Source organism: Streptomyces davaonensis JCM 4913, from assembly GCF_000349325.1.
Lineage (GTDB): Bacteria > Actinomycetota > Actinomycetes > Streptomycetales > Streptomycetaceae > Streptomyces > Streptomyces davaonensis.
The window spans coordinates 882410-898855 of record NC_020504.1 but is presented as its reverse complement, the minus strand read 5'-3'; the positions used below and the strand labels follow the sequence as shown (position 1 = coordinate 898855).

The window sequence follows — 16446 nt, the reverse complement described above, 5'->3', positions numbered from 1 at the left end:
GAGTACGGATGCGGACCCAGGATTGTTCACAGCAGCGCAGCCGATGACGTCGAGGCGCTGTGCGCCGCTTTCCGCAAGGACATGCCCAAAGTCGGTTGAGGCCCCGCCCGCCGTGGGGAAGGCTCCGTGTCCATGGAGTACTTCTGCTACCACCGCGACCGACCGGACTCCCTCGGCCTGCGTGAGGAACTGCTCGAAGCGCACTGGTCCTACATGGATCAGTACGCCGCCGAGATGATCGCCCGGGGGCCCACTTTCGCGGCGGACGGCGACACCCCGACCGGCAGTGTGCACATCCTCGATCTGCCCGACGCCGCCACGGCCCGCGCATTCGCCTTCGACGAGCCCAACTACCAGGCGGGCGTGTACCGGGACGTGCTGCTGCGCAGATGGCGCAACCTGCTCGGACGCACGATGTGGGACTTCCCCGGCGGCCGCACGGAAGGCGACCGGTTCCTCGTGCTCGGCTTCGGCTCAGGCCGGCCTGCCGACCTGACCGTGCCGGCGTCCCACCAGGACGAACTGATCGCCTATGGGCCTCTGCTGGCCGACGACGGCACCACCTGGCTCGGCACCGCGGCACTGCTCAGGGCCCCCGACCCGGACGCGGCACGCGCCGTCCTCACCGAGGACCGGTATGCCGGCATCGAGGTCCACGACTGGGCGTTCGGCGGCCGGGAGTAGGGCCGCCGCCCCCGTCCGGCGCTATTCGATGTACCCGGTGGCCGGGTCGACCTGAGAGAGGAAGTCCCGAACGGCCTCTTCGAGTTCGGCCTGGCCGACCGGCTCCGGGGGATGCGTGCGGAATCCGAACCCATACTGCGGATCGGGCCCGGACACCCAGGTGAGCTGGTACGTCCCCGGGCTGTCGTACGGCTGCACGACCTCGAACTCCTCACCGTCGACCGTGATCCTCGACCGTGCGCCGTCCGATGTCATGGGTCTGCTCCTCTTCGAGTTCAAGGCGGAAACCGTGAGGCTACACGGGGGTTCGGGTCAGTCGACGGTGAAGCCCGCCACCTTCGTTTCGAGGGTCGTGGTGCCGTCCTTGTCGGTGGCCAGCACGGCAACATGCCAGGGACCGCGCGGGGACGACGCGGCGTCTGCGTCGCTTACCGCGGCGGTGTAGGTGCAGCGCACGGTCTCTGCGCCGGCGGCCGTGCACGCGGCGGACTCCACCGCGGCCATCTCCTTCGCGGTCGGCTCCTCCTTGGCGAGCGCGGAGTCGCCGGGCCAGGCCAGCACCTTCACGCTCTCGATGCCGGAGGAGGCGGTGACCTCGGTGGTGAAGGTGAACGAGCCGTCCCGGTCGCCGTCGGGCGCGGTGTAGCGGGCCTTGCTCTCCGACAGAGCGGGGGGCTGGTCCCCGGCGTAGGCGAGGGCGAAGGCTCCGGCGCCTCCGAGGACGACGACACCGGCGGCCACGGACAGGGCGATACGTCGGGACATGGCGAGTTCTCCGTAACTGTCTCAGCTGGGAAGGAGCCGACGCGTTCGGCTGCGCCGCTGCATCGATCTTTGCGGTGCCAGGGCACGCCGGACCTGAGCACTCGTACTCAGATCACCAGGAGCACGCGTACCCACGGTTCGCCGGTGGTGGGGATGATGACCCCATGCAGATTCGCATCGACGCCGTCGACCTGCCCGGACGCACCTGCCCCGCCCCGGACGGTGCGGAGGCGGAGTACCGCGACATCCATGTCGCCGTGCAGCGGCGTGACCGGCCGGCCGACCTGCTGGATCCCCAGCCGGGCGACGCGGCGTCCGCGTCCTGGACGCTGGAATGCGATACGCCCGCCTCGGCGACCGGGATCGATGTGCGGGGCCCTTACGTGCAGGGCCGCCCAGGAGAACGGTTCGTCTACCTGTCCTGGGGTTCGGTCGACGAGAACGGCACCTTCACGATGTTCCGCCGCGCGAAGCTCATGCTCGACGCCGTTCCCGCCGGGATTCTGGAGGCCGCGGCCCGGGCTGGGCTGCTGGTGGGGCGCCTGGGCCTGACCGATGCCCATGGGATGCCGCTGTGCGCGCGGGTGGTGCCCCCGCGGGTCACCTGGACCGCCGAGCGAGAAGAGCGGACGCCGTCCGGCTGAGCGGGTGCTCCTACGCGCTGTGCCGCACCGCCTGTGCCACCTCGGCCTCGACCGCCCCGAGCGACGCGCCCTGCTCCTTGGCGTACTCCGTGACGGAGGTGTGGGCGTCCCGGGCGAGGTCGCGCCAGGCGCGCCACGCGGTCTCGTAGGTCTGTGTCTGCGTCTGGGACCAGCCGCCGACCTGAGCCGGTGGTCCGTACTGCGCACGCAGTCCCTCGACCCGACGGTGCGCCTGGTCGGCGGCGCGCTGCTTCTCGATCAGCTCCTCGAAGGAATGTGCCACTCCGCGATCGTAAGAAGCGCGGGCGTGTAGCGCGCGGCGAGCGCCCTGGCCTGCGGGGATACGCCGAGGTTCGGAGCGTCACAGGAGTCTGTGTAACCCCTGCTACATTCGTGGCTGTGTCGACCACGGAACCGGATGCGCGCTGGCTCGTCCTGGTGATGAAGATTCCCGCCGAACCGTCCCGCCATCGGGTCGCCGTCTGGCGTGAGCTGCGCCGGATCGGCGCGCTCTCCCTCGGGCAGGGCGTGTGGGCCGTGCCCGACGTCCAGGTCTTCGCGGAAGGGGTGTCCCGCGCTCTGGAGCTGACGGAGAAGTCGGGCGGTACGGCCGTGACACTCAGCGCGGCGGGTCGCAGCTCCGAGGATGCCGCCCGCTTCCGGGAGATGTTCAACGCCGCGCGCTCGGCGGACTGGACCGAATTCCTGGCCGACTGCGGCAAGTTCGAGGCGGAGATCGCCAAGGAGATCGGCAAGGCCAAGTTCACCCTCGCCGAACTGGAAGAGGAGGAGCAGTCGTTGGAGCGGCTGCGCCGCTGGCACCGGGACCTGACCGCCCGGGACGTGTTCGGCGCACCGGAGGCCGCCGAGGCGGCGGCCCGCCTCACCACCTGCGTGTCCGTCTGCGAGGACTACGCGGAACGCGTCTTCGCGGTCCTGCACGGCACCCCGGAGGACCACCGATGACCACCCCGGGGCCCACGGCACAGGTGGCGCCCGCTCGCACCATGTGGCCCTTGTACGCCGCCGGGTTCACGACCGCCTTCGGCGCGCACGGCATCGCCGCGAACCTCGGCGGCTTCTCCGACGACGCCGTCACCTCACTGCTCGTCCTCGGCGGACTCCTCGCCCTCTACGACGGCGCCGAGGTCGTCCTCAAGCCGGTCTTCGGCACCCTCGCCGACCGGATCGGCGCCAAGCCGGTCCTCCTCGGCGGCCTGGTCGCCTTCGCCGTTGCCTCGGCGCTGTACGCCGTCGCCGACAGCCCGGGCTGGCTCTGGGCCGCGCGCCTGGGCCAAGGCGCCGCCGCCTCGGCCTTCTCCCCGTCCGCGTCCGCACTGGTGGCCCGCCTCAACCCGGCGGCCAGACGCGGCCGGGCCTTCGGCAGTTACGGCTTCTACAAGTCCATCGGCTACACCCTCGGCCCCCTCCTGGGCGGACTGCTCGTGTGGGCCGGGGGCCTGCGCCTGCTGTTCACGGTGCTCGCGGTGCTCGGCGCCGCGGTCGCGCTGTGGGCGATGGCGGCCGTACCGGTGGTACCGCCGCTGCCGAAGCAGCGCCAGACCCTGGTGGACCTCGCCCGCCGACTGGCCGACCCCGTCTTCCTCGGCCCCACCGCCGCCCTCGCCGCCGCGACCGCCGCCCTCTCCGTCGGCGTCGGCTTCCTGCCGGTCTCCGGCGCCGTGGCCGGACTCGGCACCATCGCCACGGGAGCGGCCGTCTCGGCCCTCGCGGCAACGGCGGCCGTGGTGCAGCCGTACGCCGGACGCGCCCTGGACAACGGCAGGTTGACGACCGGCACGGGCCTGGCGGCCGGTCTGGCGATCACCGCCGCGGGCCTGGCCTGCGCCACGCTGCCCGGCCTGACCGGCGTACTCCTCTCCGCCGTCCTGATCGGCGCCGGCACCGGCCTCATCACCCCGCTCGGCTTCGCCGCCCTCGCCACCAGCACCGCTGAGGAACGTATGGGCCAGACCATGGGCGCGGCCGAACTGGGCCGCGAACTCGGCGATGCCGGAGGCCCCCTCCTGGTCGCCGGAGTCGCCACGGTCACGACCCTGACCTACGGCTTCGCGGCCCTGGCGGTCATCGCCGCGGCCGGGGCTGCCCTGGCCGTCGTGCGCCGGGACGGCGCGCTGGTGGGAGCGGAGCCGAAGGACTGAGACGCTGCCGGCCGTCCGCGCGGAAATCGAGCAGCACCGACAGGCGCGGGCGGCTACGGTCCCTGCGGAGGTACACGCAATGATCAGCGAGCGGGTCGGGACTTCCGCGAGGGTGTCCACGTACGCGACCGTGGGCGCGCGGCTGTCACTCCTGAGCGCTCGCCGTCTGGGAGACCGTGGGGTCGGCGGCGGCGTATGCGTGGGTGGACGATGCCCTGCGCCGGGGGACGCGGTTCATGAGCGAGCGGGGGCTGATTTACTTCGACGCCCACTTCGGCAGCCTTCTCACCGACGGCCACGACGTGTTCTTCGCCGACCTCGGACATGCCCTGAGCCGTGACTTCGAGGGTATCGCCGCGCTCCTCGACCGCCACGCCGCGCACGCCGTCGTCCTGGGCGACTTCCATCAGCGCCTGCTCACCCGGAGCAAGCGAACTCCCTTTCCGGCGGCGGAGATTCGCGCGGCCTTGTGACGGGCCGTCACGCGGACGGCTGCCAGCCCAGTTCCGGTCCCAGCTTCGTGGCCATGTCCGTCAGGATCTGGACGTAGTCCTCGTGGTCGAAGGTGAAGGGGAGGGCGAACGCCACCTCGTCCACCTCTCGGAACGCGGCATGGTCGTGGAGGCGGTCCGCTATCTCCGCGCTGGTGCCGACGATGTCCGGGGCGAACATCAGGCGGGCCGGACCCTGGGGGGAGAGCGTGCGAGGGGTGCGCTTGAGCGCGTACTCCTCGTACTTGGCGCGCTGTTCGGGCGTGGCCGAGTCGGTGGGGACGACCACCAGACCCTGGGAGACCCGCGCCTTCTCGCCGTCCGGGTGAGCCGCGCGGAAGGCCCGGATGTGGGAGAGCTGGATGTCCGCGAAGTCCTCCGGCTCCGCCGCCCCCTCCAACCCCTCCGCCTTCACCACGCTGCTCGTCAGGAAGTTCATGCCGTGCTCGCCCGCCCACCGGGCCGAGCCGAGGCTGCCGCCGCCGTACCACAGGCGGCTGCCGAGGCCGGGGGAGTGCGGCTGGACGCGGTCGGAGAAGACCTCGAAGCCCTCGGTTCCGTCGAAGTCGGTGGCGGCTTCACCGCGCACGAAGTCCAGCAGGCGGCGCACCCGTTCGTAGCCGAAGTCCTCCGCCTGAGCCGTGTCGGGGTACAGCGCCTCCTTGACGCGGTCGTAGTGCATCGGCGGGCCCACGCTCACGCCCGGGTTCAGGCGGCCGCCCGACAGGATGTCGACCGTGGCCAGGTCCTCGGCCAGGCGCAGCGGGTTCTCCCAGCCGAGCGGGATGACCGCGGTGCCGAGCTCGATCCGGCGAGTGCGCTGCGTGGCCGCCGCCAGCAGGGCGACGGGGGAGGAGATGCCGTACTGGAGATGGCGGTGGCGGACCCAGGCGCTGTCGAAGCCGAGCTGCTCGCCCAGTTGGATGAGGCCGAGCGTGGACTCATGGCCGAGGCGCGGATCGCTCTCGTCGAACAGCCCTATGGTCAGGAAGCCCAGCCTGCGCAGTGGACGCGAGGTCGACGGCATTGAGATCCTCCAAGGTTCAATCAGTGCACCCTCCGTGCCAACCGCGCCCGGGGCCGGGGTGTTCCGCTCAGACCAGGGGAATCGTCACTTCGTCCTCCACCGGTGGCTCGATCTCCTGTGCCCGGTTCCCCGTCGCGGCGTAACAGCGCAGCCGGACCGACTCCGGGGAGACGTCCACGCGCAGGAAGCACTTGAAGAACGGCGGGCTGTAGGTCGCCGAGCCGGGGGAGAAGAGGGAGGTGTAGATCTTGCGCACCGGGAGGCGGAAGCGGGCGGTGCGGTCCGGGCGGCGGCCCGCGCCGAGCAGGCTCGCCACCAGACGGGTACGGCGGGTGATCCGGGCGGTCGCATGCTGGGCCCTGGTCAGCGGGATGCCCAGCCGCTCGGCGACCACCCCCGCCGCTTCGGCCTCGGAGAGCGCGAAGAAGCGGCGCAGGCGCAGGCGGCGGCCGTACAGCCTGCTGTAGAAGGCGAGGGAGTCGCCGCGCAGGGGGTAGCAGCGGAAGTCCTTCTCGGTCACGTTCGCCACGTCGACCCGGGGGATGGTGTGCGTGGCGTGCATGAACGCGCCGCCGCCGCCCGAGACGACGTACTGGATCGTGCGGTCGTCCACCTTGACCGGGTAGCGCTGGTAGTTGTGGATGTCGCCGCCTATCGCCGCCACATAGCGGTGCGCCGGATCGCGGACGATGTCGTCGACCGTGCCGCCGCCCTCGATCTCGCAGGGGTGGTGCTCGCCGTCCACGTACAGCGGTGAGCCCGTGATCAGGATCTTCGGGCGTGGGTCGCGGGAGACCTCGCGCAGCCAGGCGCCCTGTTCGGCGTCGAGGGTGCCGAGCAGGCCCGTGTCGATGCCTATGATCCGGACCGGTCCGGCGTCGACGGCCCAGTACGGGCCCGGCTGGACCGCCTGTTGGGCCGGGGCGGAGCGCAACTTCCGGGCCTCGTCCAGGTGTCGGCCGTCCGTGCGGCGAGCCCGGTGCCACAGCAGGGCGCGCAGCCAGGCCCGGGTCAGCGGGCGCGGCCTCGGCTCGGGCTCCAGGGGCGGGGCGTCGTCGCAGAAGACGCGCATGAACGCGCCGAGGTCCTCGTACCAGTCGTGGTTGCCGGGTATCGCGTAGATCGGTGCCGGGTAGTCCTGGTAGGGCCGGAAGAACTTCGCGCCGTAGTCGTCCGCGCTGCCCACCGGGTAGATGACGTCACTGGCGAGCACCGCGAAGCTGGTGTCCCGGCCCGCCTCCAACAGCCCCGGCACCACGGCGTACTGGGGCTCGTCGCCCTCCCCGGTGTCCCCGATGACCAGGAAGGAGAAGCGGTCGGGGTCGGTGCGCCGGATCACCTTGTCGGCGGGTGCCCCGGCCGCGGCCAGCTGCGCCACCCAGCGGCTGCGCGTGCGGCCGGTCGGGTCCCCGAACCAGGAGGCCAGCACGCCGTTGCGGGCAGCCCACAGCATTCTCGGGTCCAGCCAGGAGATCTTCTGGACCTCGGCGGGCATCAGCCGCCGGTACGCACCGCGTTCCGCGGTTCCCCAGCCGGCGCCTTCGGCGGTATCGCGTGAAGAGTCAGACACCGGTGAACCGTAACAATGATCTACGAACGCCCTTGCGGCGGACCGCCCTTGACGGTCTCCCGGTTCCCGAGCCGGGGTGTCTCGGGTCGTTCGGCCGGGCGCCCGCCTTCGTCGTCGCCGAGGACCAGCAGCGGATCGAACATCACCACCACGCCCGCCAGCAGCAGGAACACGATCGGGCCGATCAGCATGGGGAGCAGCAGGGACATGGGCGAGTCGCCCGACCAGGAGCCGCCGGTCGTCGCGCTGTGCAGATGGACGTCCACGGCGGCCATGCCGGTGTAGTGCATCCCGGACACGGCCACGCCCATCACCAGGCTCGCGCCGAGGCTCATCAGGAAGCCCCGCACCGACACGGCCGCCCACAGCGCGGCGGTCGCGGCGGCGATGGCGATCAGGATGGAGAGGTGGACGGTGAGCGCGTTGTACCGGAGGTCCCCATTGAGCTGCATCGCCGCCATGCCGAGGTAGTGCATGGCAGCGACCCCGAGCCCGGTGATCACACCAGCGAGGGTCAGCGAGGACCTGCCCGCGCCGCGATAGCCCACGATGAAGACCCCCACGCCGACCACCACGATCGCCACGATCAGGCTGAGGACCGTCAGTGAGGCGTCGTAGCGGATCCGGGTCTCCTCGACCTGGAAGCCGATCATCGCGATGAAGTGCATGGTCCAGATGCCGCAGCCGATCGAGGTGGCGCCCAGCGCCAGCCAGCCGGGCTTCCAGGACCCTTCGTTGATCAGCGACCGGACGATGCAGCGCAGCCCCAGCGCCCCGCCAAGGCACGCCATCACATAGGCCGCCACAGGGGTCACCGCCCCGTAGCGGAACCCGTCGACCGTGCCTTCCATGCGCCAACTCCCCCCGAGCCATGGCTGATTGTCGAGCAAGGTTTACGTGGTGAGGGCCCTGTGGAGCAAGCCTTCAGGGCGGCCTGTCGGGTACCCACACTGGGTTCATGCGGTCGGCATTGCATGTTCATGCGTCATCGTGCATACTTCTGCGTATGTCCAAAGTGCTTACCTCCCTCCCCGTCGGCTCGCGCGTCGGGATCGCCTTCTCCGGGGGCCTCGACACCTCGGTAGCGGTCGCCTGGATGCGCGACAAGGGTGCCGTGCCCTGCACGTACACCGCCGACATCGGCCAGTACGACGAGCCCGACATCGCGTCGGTGCCCGGTCGCGCGAAGACCTACGGCGCCGAGATCGCGCGCCTGGTCGACTGCCGCGCGGCGCTGGTCGAGGAGGGCCTCGCCGCGCTCACCTGCGGCGCGTTCCACATCCGCTCGGGCGGGCGGGCGTACTTCAACACCACGCCCCTGGGCCGCGCGGTCACCGGCACCATGCTGGTGCGGGCGATGATGGAGGACGACGTCCAGATCTGGGGCGACGGCTCGACCTTCAAGGGCAACGACATCGAGCGGTTCTACCGCTACGGCCTGCTCGCCAACCCGCACCTGCGGATCTACAAGCCCTGGCTCGACGCGGACTTCGTCACCGAGCTCGGCGGCCGCAAGGAGATGTCGGAGTGGCTGCTCGCCCATGAGCTGCCCTACCGGGACTCGACGGAGAAGGCGTACTCCACCGACGCCAACATCTGGGGCGCCACGCACGAGGCGAAGACCCTGGAGCACCTGGACACCAGCCTGGAGACCGTACAGCCGATCATGGGCGTCCGGTTCTGGGACCCCTCGGTCGAGATCGCCGCCGAGGACGTCACGATCGGCTTCGAGCAGGGCCGCCCGGTCACCATCAACGGCAAGGAGTTCGCCTCCGCCGTCGACCTGGTGATGGAGGCCAACGCCATCGGCGGCCGGCACGGCCTCGGCATGTCGGACCAGATCGAGAACCGGATCATCGAGGCCAAGAGCCGCGGCATCTACGAGGCGCCCGGCATGGCCCTCCTGCACGCGGCCTACGAGCGCCTGGTCAACGCGATCCACAACGAGGACACCCTCGCCCAGTACCACAACGAGGGCCGTCGCCTCGGCCGGCTCATGTACGAGGGCCGCTGGCTGGACCCGCAGGCCCTGATGATCCGCGAGTCGCTCCAGCGCTGGGTCGGCCAGGCCGTCACCGGCGAGGTGACGCTGCGACTGCGGCGCGGCGAGGACTACTCGATCCTCGACACCACGGGCCCGACCTTCAGCTACCACCCGGACAAGCTGTCCATGGAGCGCACCGAGGACGCGGCGTTCGGTCCGGTGGACCGGATCGGCCAGCTCACCATGCGCAACCTCGACATCGCCGACTCCCGCACCAAGCTGGAGCTGTACGCCGGGCTCGGCATGGTCGGCGCCACGCCCGCGGCGGCGGTCGAGCACGCCGGGACCACCAGCCTGATCGGCGCGCTGACCGAGGGCGGCGCCGAGGCCATCGCCTCGGTCGGCAAGGGCCCCGACAGCGACGAGGAGCTGCTGGACAGCGCGGCCATGGAGTTCGGCACCGACTGACGGTGACGGTGCGCACACAGCGCGGGAGGGACTCCCCGGAACGGGAGCCCTCCCGCGCTGTGCTGTGCGTGGCGTCAGGAGAGCGCGCTGCGCAGGGTGCCGATCGCGAGGGTGATGGCGGCCTCGGCGGCGTGCGTCTCGCGCAGGGCGTCGAGCATCACGAAGTCGTGGATGATGCCCTGGAAGCGCACGGAGGTGACGGCGACCCCGGCCTCGCGGAGCTTGTTGGCGTACGCCTCGCCCTCGTCCCGCAGCACATCGGCCTCACCGGTGATCACCAGCGCCGGGGGCAGCCCGGTGAGCTGCTCGGTGGTGGCGCGCAGCGGTGAGGCGGTGATCTGTGCGCGCTCGGACTCCTCGGTCGTGTACTGGTCCCAGAACCACTGCATGCCGTCCCGGCGCAGGAAGTAGCCCTCAGCGAACTGCCGGTACGAGGGGGTGTCGAACGCGGCGTCGGTCACCGGGTAGAACAGCACCTGCTGGACCAGCGGCAGGTCTCCGCGCTGCTTGGCCATCAGCGTCAGCGCGGCGGACATGTTGCCGCCGACCGAGTCACCGGCCACGGCCAGCCGGGACCCGTCCAGGCTCTGGGCGGCGCCCTGGTCCACGACCCACTTCGCCACCGTGTAGTTCTGCTCGATGGCCACCGGGTAGCGCGCCTCGGGGGAGAGGTCGTACTCCGGGAAGACCACGGCGGCACCGGTGCCGACGGCCAGTTCGCGCACCAGCCGGTCGTGGGTGTGGGCGTTGCCGAACACCCAGCCCGCGCCATGGATGTAGAGGATCACCGGCAGCGGGCCCTCGGCGCCGGCGGGCCGGACGATCCGGGCCCGGACGCTGCCGGTCGGACCGCCGGAGACGGTGACCCACTCCTCGTCGACGGCGGGCTTGTCGATCTGACCGGCCTGCACCTCGTCGACCGCCTTGCGGCCCTCGGACGGCGGCAGCTCGAAGAGGTACGGCGGGTTCGCGGTCGCCTCGGCGAAAGCGGCGGCCGCCGGCTCCAGCACCGGCTGAACCGGCTCGACGGCGTCGGACATGTCTGACTCCCGGGTCTCGCAGGGCCACGCCGGCCTCTCCGGCGGGACGCCACCACGCTATGGATGGGGAGGTGGCGCGGATTGTCCCTCAGTGCACTGGCGGCCTTCCGACAGTGCATGGACTCCCCACCCTGCCCGGACCTCGGCCGACCGGCCACCGCTGGGTATCGTGGACGCGTCCCGACGGGCTTCGGCAGGCGCGCTCACCAGGGACGGAGGGCGGGGGCCACGGAATCATGCTCGCGGGACGCGAGGAGCAGGCTGCGGTGATCCGCGCGACCCTGGCGGACATCATCACCACCGGAACCTCCCTGCTGCTGCGCGGCGCCCCCGGCATGGGACGGACCGCGCTGCTGCGGGAAGCCGAGACGACCGCCCTCGCCGCCGGACTGAGGGTGCTGCGGATGACCGGCGCGGCGGCCGAGGCGGAACTGCCGTACGCCGCCCTGCATCAGGTGCTCTGGCCACTGCTGGACGCCACCCCCGGCCTGCCGAGCGGACAACGGGACGCCCTGGAAACCGCGTTGGGCCTGCGCGACGGCACCCCGCCGAGCCCCGCGGCCGTGGCCGACGCCACCCTCGTCCTGCTCACCCGGCACGGACCCGTCGTCGTCCTCCAGGACGACCTCCAGTGGGCCGACCCCGCGAGCCGCGCCGTCTTCGGGGAACTGCGGCCACAGCTGGCCCCCCTCCCCGTCGTCCTCATCGGAGCCACCCGGCACCTGGAGGCCGTACCTCCCGCCCTTGACGACGTGATCGACTTGCCCCCGCTGCCGGACGACGAGGCCGAGCGGCTGCTGCGTACCCTCCACCCCTGGCTCCCCGAGGGCGCACGCGACCGGGTGCTGCGGGCGTCCGGCGGCGCCCCCCTCGCCCTGCGCGAACTGCCGGAACAGATCCGCAGGGCGACCACCGATCACCCCGCCTACCTTGCGAGCCCAGGGACCGGCCTCCTCGACGAACTCCCCCTCGGCGAACGGCTCGGGCGGCTGTACGAGGAGCAGGTGCGCGCCCTGCCGGAGGCGCCCCGTCGCCTGCTGCTGGCGGCGGCACTCGGCGGCCCGCCCGCCCAACGCGCCGACACCCTGCGGGACATGGCGACCCGGGACACCCGAGCCCCTTGGCCGCGGATCGTGGACGACGTAACGGCCTCCGGCCTGGCTCACCTGGACGCGGCGGGCGACGGCCTGGACTTCCGCCATCCGTTGATCCCCGCCGGACTGATCCACCTCGCGACCCCCGCCGAACGCCGCGCCGCCCACCGGCTCCTCGCGGACGCCCTGCCCGCCGCGAGCATCGTCCACCGGGCGGCCGCCGCCGTCGGCACCGACGCCGAACTGGCCGACCAGCTCCAGCAGGAGGCCGACAGAACAGCCGGGCAAGGGGAGGGCGCGGCAGCGGCGCGGATGATGGCGAGGGCGGCCGGGCTCAGTCCCGACCCGGCCGACCGGATCGCGCGCCTCGTCGCCGCCGCCGTCCTGGCCGCGATCGGCGGACGCCTGAACCTGGCGGCGGACCTGGTGGCCGACGCGGCGACCGAGGCCCTGCCGGGACGACCGGAGCCCGCGGCCCCGTACGCCTTCGCCGTCGCCTGCACCCGCCTCCAGCTCCACGGCGACCCGATGCCCACGGTCGAGTTGCTGCCCGGGTCCCTGGACGAGGGCCGGGCGGCCGGATTGCGGGACGCCATGCTGGTGCTGCTCCTGCTCGCCGCCGTGCTCACCGGCGACCAGCGGGCCTGGGCCGCCGTGGAACGGCACGCGACGGACCCCGGTGAGCCGGCCGCGCTGTGTCTGCGGGCGTGGACCGGCCCGTACCGGGGCGTGCACGAAGGGCTCGCCCGAGCGGTCGGGCGCCTGCCCCGGGACCGGGAGACGGCCGCGGCCTGGATGCTGCTGTGGGCGGCCGTCGGCCTGGACGCCGTCGGCGGCGAGCGCGACGCGCTGGACGGATCCCTCGCCCGCGGTCACGCCTACGCCCCTCGGGCCCTGGTCGACAGCGTCCGTGCCCACGACGCCTTTCTGCACGGCCGGTGGGAGGAGGCGCTCACCGTCTCCCGCGCCGGAGCCGAGACCTCCGCCGTCTACCGCCACGCCCTCAACGAGACCCTGTTCCTGCTGAACACGGCCGAGGTCCACGCGGCCCGCGGCGACCTCACCGCCCTCACCGCACTGGAGCCCGTCCTCGGCAACCGGGCCCGAGAACGTCATCTGCGCTTCGTCGCCGAGCGCTTTGAGGCCCTGAAGGTGCTCGCCGCCCTCGGCCACGGGCGCGCCGAGGATGCCTGGCAGCACACGCGGGCCATCGGCCCGGCCTGGTCGCACCTGTCCCTGGTCGACCGGGTGCAGGCCGCCGTCGACACCGGACGGCACGCCGAGGCCCGGGGCCGTTTGCGGGCGGCCAGGGCGGCGGGCGTCGCCGACGCCTCGCCCCATCACGCCTTCCAGGTGGCGGTCGCCGAGGCGCTCGCGGCAAAGGACGTCGAGGCGGACGAGAGACACCTGGCCGTGTACGCCCTCCCGGGCGCCGGGAGTTGGCCCTTCCCGCTGGCCCGCACCCACCTCTCCCACGCCAAGTGGCTACGGCGAAACGGCCGCCCCGAACAGGCGGCCACCCACCTCCGGGACGCCCTGCGCTCCTTCACCCGCCTCGGCGCCACACCCTGGGCCGAACAGGCCGCCCGAGAACTGGACTTGGTGTCTCCCCGGCACGACCCCCGCCTCTCGGCCCAGGAACTGCGCATCGCCGAACTGGCCGCCCAGGGACTGACGAACCGTCAAATAGGGGCGCGGCTCGGCCTGTCCCCGCGCACGATCGGCGCGCACCTGTACCGGATCTATCCGAAGCTGGGCATCACGACCCGTGCCGGAGTGGCCCGCGCACTTCAGGAATGCCGCCCACCGGAAGCGCGCGCGCCAGAGCCGCCCGCGAGGTGATCCCGAGCTTGGGGAAGATCCGGTACAGATGGGCCGCGATCGTCCGCGGGGACAGCTGCAGCTCGGCGCCGACCTCCCTGTTCGTCAGCCCGGTCGCGACCAGCCGCGCGATGCGCAACTCCTGAGCGGTGAGCAGACCGTCCGAGGCCGGCAGTTCGGCCTCGCACTGCTCGACCCAGGGAGCGGCCCGCAGCTCTCGGAAGACACGGGAGGCAGCCCGCAGCAGCTCGCCCGCCTCGGCGTGGCGCCCCTGCCGACGCAGCCGGGAACCGTGCGCAAGCCGCAGCCGCGCCAGGTCGAAGACCCACTGACCGGAGCCCGGTACGGCGCAGGCCGCAACGTAGGCCGCGTCCGCCTCCTCGTCGGCCGCCGCCAGCGCGGTCGCCGCGGCCAGCAGGAAGGCGTGGTGCGCGCCGATCGCGTCCATCCGGGCCGCACGCCCGGCGGCGACGTGCGCGAGCGCCTCCGCCCGCCGACCGCAGCCGAGGCTCGCCACCACGAAGTCGAAGAACGGCAGATGGAACCAGCTCAGCCCGACCGGCAGTTCACCCGGCGCCATCAGCGCGCGCAACCGGTCGTACGCCTCCTCGTACCGCCCGTGGGCCAGCGCGACGAGTGCGTCGAGTCGCTCCAGATGGTCGGTCACGAACCGCATCCGCGCCCGCGACGCCATCGGCTCGATCCGGGCCCGGACGGCGCGCAGCCCCCGCTCGTCGCCGCGACCGGCCAGGAAGTGGGCGTGGTAGTGCCGGAACAGCAAGGCGTTGCAGTGGTAGCCGAGTTCGTCGGCCATGGCCGCCTCGCGCAGACAGTCCTCGGCCATGTCCCAGTCGCCGCGCAGGAACGCCTGATAGCAGCGGGCCTTCGCCACGGAACCCTGGGTGGCGTAGGCGTGGTCCTGGCCGAAGAGGCTGCGCAGATCGGCGTCGGCCGCGTCCACGGCGGTCGCCGTCCAGAGCAGCAACCACGCCTTCCCGGCCTCCTCCTGGGCGGTCGTACGGGCCACCAGCGCGCGCAGTTCGGTCTCCGCTCCGTGGGCCGTGCGGGGTGGTTCCGCCCAGGCGCGCAGGCACAGCCGGGCGGCGGGGGAGAGATGCTCCCGATGCTGTTCGAGCGCCTGCCAGCCCCGGGGGTCGCCCGTGTACGCGGAGGCCAGCAGCAGCTTGAAGGCCATCTGCGCGACGAGGTCACCGAAGGCGGGGGCGCCGGGGGCGGTCAGCGCGTCGAGCGCCTTGGGCAGCAGCTCGAACGAGGAGGCGAAGTCGACGTGGTGGCTCTGGTCGACGTACACCACCGTGTAGGCGAACAGCGGGGCGACGTCCTCGGGCACCGGTGCCCGCCGCAGTTCCTTGACCAGCTCCGCCGCGTATGCCAGCCGCCCGCCCCGGGCCGACATCACCGCGGCCCAGGTCAGCCGACGCGCTCGGTGGGCCGCGTCTTCGCTCAGGGTCGCCGCGCGGTCCAGCAGGAGGGCGCCCTCCGCGTCACCACCGCGCAGCGCGATCCGGGTTCCGGCCTGCTGGAGCCGGGCGGCGAGGCTCTCGTCGGGGCCCTCGGCGGCGGAGGCCTCGTGCAGGAGGCGACGTGGGTCGTCCGGGCGCAGGCGCTCCGCCAGCGCTCGATGGGCGGCACGCCGTTCCGTTTCCGAGGCCGAGGCGATCACCGCGCTGCGCACCAGCGGATGCCGGAAGACCAGCCGCCCGGTGTCGTCCAGGTGCGCGAGCCCGGCGGCCTCGATCCGGGCGAGGGCGGGTTCGCTGCGGTCGCGGACGGCGCCGCCGGTGCCGTCCAGCGCCGTGAGCAGCAGCAGCCGGTCCGCCTCGGCGGGCAGCGAGGGCAGCCGCCGGGCGAAGAGTGCCTCCAGACGCTGCCCCAGCGGCAGCCGCTCCGGCAGCGGGGCGATGCCCCGGTGGTGCTCGTGCGCCAATTGGCCGGGCAACTCGGCCAGCGCCAGCGGATTGCCCGCGGCCTCGACCATGACTCGCTCCGCCGTGGACTCGGCGAGCCCTGGATGCCAGCGCCGCAGCAGCGCGCGGGCGTCCTCGCCGGACAGCGCCGCCACGTCCAGCGGATGCGCGGGCCAGCCCTCCAGCGCGGGCCCCTCGGGCCGGCTCGCGCACACCATGACCGACCGCAGGGCCGCCAGCCGCTGGTGCAGGAAGACCAGGACGGCCGTACTGGAGGGGTCCACCCAGTGCAGATCGTCGACCAGGACCAGCACCGGACGGCGGCGCGTCTCCTCGGCGAGCAGGGCCAGCGCGGACGCGCCGACCGTGAAGCCGTCCGGCGGCAGTCCGTCCCGTAGCCCGAGCGCCCGTTCCAGCGCGAGGCGCTGCCGTGCGGGCAGTGCCCGGGAGTTCCCCCGGAGCGGCCGCAGCACCTGGCGCAGGACGCCGAAGGCGATGCCGCACTCCGACTCCGCGCCCGCCGCCCGCAGCACGGTGAAGCCCGCGTGCTCGGCGTGGGTCGCCGTCCAGTCGAGCAGCGCGGTCTTCCCGATGCCCGCGTCACCGCGCAGCACCCTCGCCGAACCACCCGCTCCGCAGCGGGCGTTGTCCAGGGCCCGCTCCAACAGCAGCCGCTCGCGCCGCCGCCCGACCAGCGTCGTCCCGGCCGGCACCGCCCCGTCCGGCACCGCCTTCGTCCCGCCCAGCGCGTTCCCCAAGGCCGCTCCT

At 72.6% G+C, this 16446-nt stretch carries 15 protein-coding genes; 7 read left to right on the top strand and 8 right to left on the bottom strand.

The genetic code is table 11. The features are described from left to right. Positions 1–132: 132 nt before the first annotated feature. Positions 133–684 (top strand): YciI family protein, encoded by a 552-nt coding sequence (locus BN159_RS03960; RefSeq protein WP_015655611.1) that lies wholly within the window; start codon positions 133–135, stop codon positions 682–684. Between the two features lie 21 nt (positions 685–705). On the opposite strand, the gene BN159_RS03955 is transcribed toward BN159_RS03960, so the two are convergent. Both BN159_RS03955 and BN159_RS03950 read right to left on the bottom strand, forming a co-directional pair. Then, a complete protein-coding gene (locus BN159_RS03955) occupies positions 706–939 on the bottom strand; it encodes a hypothetical protein (RefSeq protein WP_015655610.1) in 234 nt (77 codons plus the stop codon). A gap of 57 nt (positions 940–996) precedes the next feature. Next, the gene (locus BN159_RS03950; protein WP_015655609.1) at positions 997–1449 is read right to left on the bottom strand and encodes a DUF5707 domain-containing protein; all 453 of its coding nucleotides are present in this window, start codon (positions 1447–1449) and stop codon (positions 997–999) included. A 164-nt stretch (positions 1450–1613) separates the two neighbouring features. On the opposite strand from BN159_RS03950, the gene BN159_RS03945 reads away from it, so the two are divergent. Continuing rightward, on the top strand, positions 1614–2093 hold the full coding sequence (locus BN159_RS03945) for a DUF5990 family protein (protein ID WP_015655608.1): 480 nt from the start codon (positions 1614–1616) through the stop codon (positions 2091–2093). Between the two features lie 10 nt (positions 2094–2103). On the opposite strand, the gene BN159_RS03940 is transcribed toward BN159_RS03945, so the two are convergent. Beyond that, the gene (locus BN159_RS03940; RefSeq protein ID WP_015655607.1) at positions 2104–2376 is read right to left on the bottom strand and encodes a hypothetical protein; all 273 of its coding nucleotides are present in this window, start codon (positions 2374–2376) and stop codon (positions 2104–2106) included. Between the two features lie 110 nt (positions 2377–2486). On the opposite strand from BN159_RS03940, the gene BN159_RS03935 reads away from it, so the two are divergent. The 3 genes from BN159_RS03935 to BN159_RS03925 all read left to right on the top strand — a co-directional run bounded on the left by BN159_RS03935 (position 2487) and on the right by BN159_RS03925 (position 4728). Further along, on the top strand, positions 2487–3059 hold the full coding sequence (locus BN159_RS03935) for a Chromate resistance protein ChrB (protein ID WP_015655606.1): 573 nt from the start codon (positions 2487–2489) through the stop codon (positions 3057–3059). After that, positions 3056–4255, top strand: coding sequence for an MFS transporter (locus tag BN159_RS03930; RefSeq protein WP_015655605.1), 1200 nt, complete (start codon positions 3056–3058; stop codon positions 4253–4255). Before BN159_RS03935 ends, BN159_RS03930 begins: the two co-directional genes overlap by 4 nt. A 236-nt stretch (positions 4256–4491) precedes the next feature. Continuing rightward, the gene (locus BN159_RS03925; RefSeq protein ID WP_015655604.1) at positions 4492–4728 is read left to right on the top strand and encodes a hypothetical protein; all 237 of its coding nucleotides are present in this window, start codon (positions 4492–4494) and stop codon (positions 4726–4728) included. A 7-nt stretch (positions 4729–4735) separates the two neighbouring features. Here BN159_RS03925 and BN159_RS03920 read toward each other — a convergent pair whose 3' ends face one another. The 3 genes from BN159_RS03920 to BN159_RS03910 all read right to left on the bottom strand — a co-directional run bounded on the left by BN159_RS03920 (position 4736) and on the right by BN159_RS03910 (position 8194). Continuing rightward, positions 4736–5773 carry an LLM class flavin-dependent oxidoreductase gene (locus BN159_RS03920; RefSeq protein WP_015655603.1) on the bottom strand — a complete coding sequence of 346 codons (1038 nt, stop codon included), beginning with the start codon at positions 5771–5773 and terminating at the stop codon, positions 4736–4738. A gap of 67 nt (positions 5774–5840) precedes the next feature. Further along, a complete protein-coding gene (locus BN159_RS03915; protein WP_041818802.1) occupies positions 5841–7343 on the bottom strand; it encodes a metallophosphoesterase family protein in 1503 nt (500 codons plus the stop codon). 20 nt (positions 7344–7363) lie between these two features. Next, positions 7364–8194, bottom strand: a complete 831-nt coding sequence (locus tag BN159_RS03910; protein WP_015655601.1) for an MHYT domain-containing protein — start codon at positions 8192–8194, stop codon at positions 7364–7366. A 155-nt stretch (positions 8195–8349) separates the two neighbouring features. On the opposite strand from BN159_RS03910, the gene argG reads away from it, so the two are divergent. Next, complete coding sequence (gene argG, locus BN159_RS03905) at positions 8350–9795, top strand: argininosuccinate synthase (RefSeq protein WP_015655600.1); 1446 nt, start codon at positions 8350–8352, stop codon at positions 9793–9795. Between the two features lie 74 nt (positions 9796–9869). On the opposite strand, the gene BN159_RS03900 is transcribed toward argG, so the two are convergent. Then, the gene (locus tag BN159_RS03900; RefSeq protein WP_015655599.1) at positions 9870–10835 is read right to left on the bottom strand and encodes an alpha/beta hydrolase; all 966 of its coding nucleotides are present in this window, start codon (positions 10833–10835) and stop codon (positions 9870–9872) included. 236 nt (positions 10836–11071) lie between these two features. On the opposite strand from BN159_RS03900, the gene BN159_RS03895 reads away from it, so the two are divergent. Next, positions 11072–13771 carry a helix-turn-helix transcriptional regulator gene (locus BN159_RS03895; protein WP_051113466.1) on the top strand — a complete coding sequence of 900 codons (2700 nt, stop codon included), beginning with the start codon at positions 11072–11074 and terminating at the stop codon, positions 13769–13771. On the opposite strand, the gene BN159_RS03890 is transcribed toward BN159_RS03895, so the two are convergent. Then, complete coding sequence (locus tag BN159_RS03890) at positions 13689–16436, bottom strand: AAA family ATPase (protein WP_015655597.1); 2748 nt, start codon at positions 16434–16436, stop codon at positions 13689–13691. The two genes, BN159_RS03895 and BN159_RS03890, sit on opposite strands and share 83 nt — an antisense overlap. Between the last annotated feature and the right edge of the window lie 10 nt (positions 16437–16446).